Here is a 1,825-nt window from a genome sequence, read left to right as displayed (position 1 = left end):
GATGGCTCCTTTTGAGGCAAGTCAGGACGAGTTGCAAGCTATATTTGCAGCAACTCACCAACTTCAAAAAGAATTACAAAAGAAACAGTTGAAAAATATGCCCTTTACAGAGTTAAGCATGGGAATGAGTCGTGATTATGATGTGGCGATTGCTAACGGTGCGACTTTTGTGCGAATTGGGACCTCATTTTTCAAATAGGAAAGAATTATGTCATTTAAAGATAGATTTGATCGATTGATTGATTATTTTACTGAAGATGGAGATGAGTACGATGTGCAAGAAGCGCCTGCTCAAGCAGTCGGAGCTAGCCAACCTGTAGCATCCCCTAAACCAGTACAACCATCATCAAAACCACGTCAAAAAGCTGTGGTAGCTGCCAAGGAGCAGAAACCTACTCCTGTTGCAGCTAGTCGTCCACAAGTAGCTTCTACAGCAGTGGTTGAATCAGCTTCATCTCAAAAATCATCTTCTGAAAATATTACTCGACTTCATCAACGTCAACAAGAGTTGGCAAGAAATCGTTCTGCTGCAGATGAAAAGATTACAATTGATGTTCGCTATCCTCGTAAATACGAAGAAGCAACTGAAATTGTTGACTTGTTGTTGGCAAACGAAAGTATTCTTATTGACTTCCAATATATGACTGAAGTTCAAGCAAGAAGATGTTTGGATTATTTGGATGGTGCTCGCTATGTATTAGCCGGGAATCTACGTCGTGTTGCGAGTACTATGTACTTATTAACACCAATCAATGTCGTTGTGAATATTGAAGATATTCGCCTTCCAAATGATGTCGAAGTTGCTGAGTACGACTTTGATATGAAACGAAATCGTTAATATGTTTGTCCTACAATTAGTTAGAAATTTCTTTCAGGTTTTTGAGCTAGTACTAATCATCTATGCTTTGCTTAGTTGGTTTCCAAATGCATCAGAATCGGCTTTAGCTAAAATGGTTCAACGGATCGTCGAACCATTTTTGAGCCTATTTAGAAAGATTCCTTTGCAATTTGGTGGGTTAGACTTTACAGTCATGTTTGCCTTACTTGCTCTATCCGTAGTGGAACGGTTTGTCCTTCAATTTTTGGTGCTATTTATATGACCAAGGGATTTTATCAACACTATAGTCCAGAAGACCACGTCTTTATCGATCGAGTTCTAGAATTAGTAGCTCGAGTGGAGCAACAGTATAGTTTTGAACTGACTTCCTTTTTAAATCCACATCAGGTTGATATTTTACGACAAATTGGTGCCCACCACGGTTTGCAGGTGTTTTCAAGTGCAGAAATCTATCCTACAGAATATGCACGAGTGATTCTGGCTCCTAGCTACTATCAGTTAGAGGCATCTGATTTTGAAATTAGCCTGTTAGAAGTTCTTTATCCGGATAAGTTTTATCGGTTAAGTCACTCTCAAGTTTTGGGTTCGCTTCTCCATCAATTAGGCATAGAAAGAAAGTCTTTTGGTGATATTCTAGTTGGACAAGGGAAGATTCATATCTATGTGGATGAACGTTTCTCCTCCTATTTCAAAGAGAATCTTAAGAAAATCGCAAAGGCATCTGTGAAGATTCGTGAGATTGACTGTCGAGAACCTATCACCGTAGATGAACCATCCAAACTCAAAGATCTATTGGTTACTAGTGTTCGACTTGATAAACTAGTAGCTTCTACCTTTAAACTTGCTCGGTCTGTAGCTTTTCAATTGGTTCAGTCGGGACAGGTAAAGGTAAACTATGCCACTATTGATAATCCTAGTCGGATGATCCAAGTAGCAGATTTAATTAGTGTTCGAAAGTATGGCCGATTTAAAATACTATCAGAAAAT

The 1,825-nt window shown here is 38.8% G+C and carries 3 protein-coding genes and 1 pseudogene; all 4 read left to right on the top strand.

What is annotated here, in order from left to right:
* Positions 1-199, top strand: a pseudogene (locus ACLOR3_RS06565) (YggS family pyridoxal phosphate-dependent enzyme); the annotation flags it as partial.
* A gap of 9 nt (positions 200-208) precedes the next feature.
* Positions 209-838 (top strand): cell division protein SepF, encoded by a 630-nt coding sequence (gene sepF / locus ACLOR3_RS06560; RefSeq protein ID WP_048715778.1) that lies wholly within the window; start codon positions 209-211, stop codon positions 836-838.
* A 1-nt stretch (position 839) separates the two neighbouring features.
* Positions 840-1,100, top strand: coding sequence for a YggT family protein (locus ACLOR3_RS06555; protein WP_411400654.1), 261 nt, complete (start codon positions 840-842; stop codon positions 1,098-1,100).
* Positions 1,097-1,825 (top strand): YlmH family RNA-binding protein (locus ACLOR3_RS06550; protein WP_412037086.1); only part of this gene is annotated, 729 nt, incomplete at its 3' end. The genes ACLOR3_RS06555 and ACLOR3_RS06550, both read left to right, overlap by 4 nt.

It is taken from the genome of Streptococcus intestinihominis, from assembly GCF_046824975.1.
GTDB lineage: Bacteria > Bacillota > Bacilli > Lactobacillales > Streptococcaceae > Streptococcus.
This window is presented reverse-complemented; position numbering and strand designations above follow the sequence as displayed.

Excerpts from the sequence above, each read along its gene's own strand:
- sepF (WP_048715778.1), top strand. The coding sequence starts at position 209 with ATGTCATTTAAAGATAGATTTGATCGATTGATTGATTATTTTACTGAA.
- ACLOR3_RS06555 (WP_411400654.1), top strand. The coding sequence starts at position 840 with ATGTTTGTCCTACAATTAGTTAGAAATTTCTTTCAGGTTTTTGAGCTA.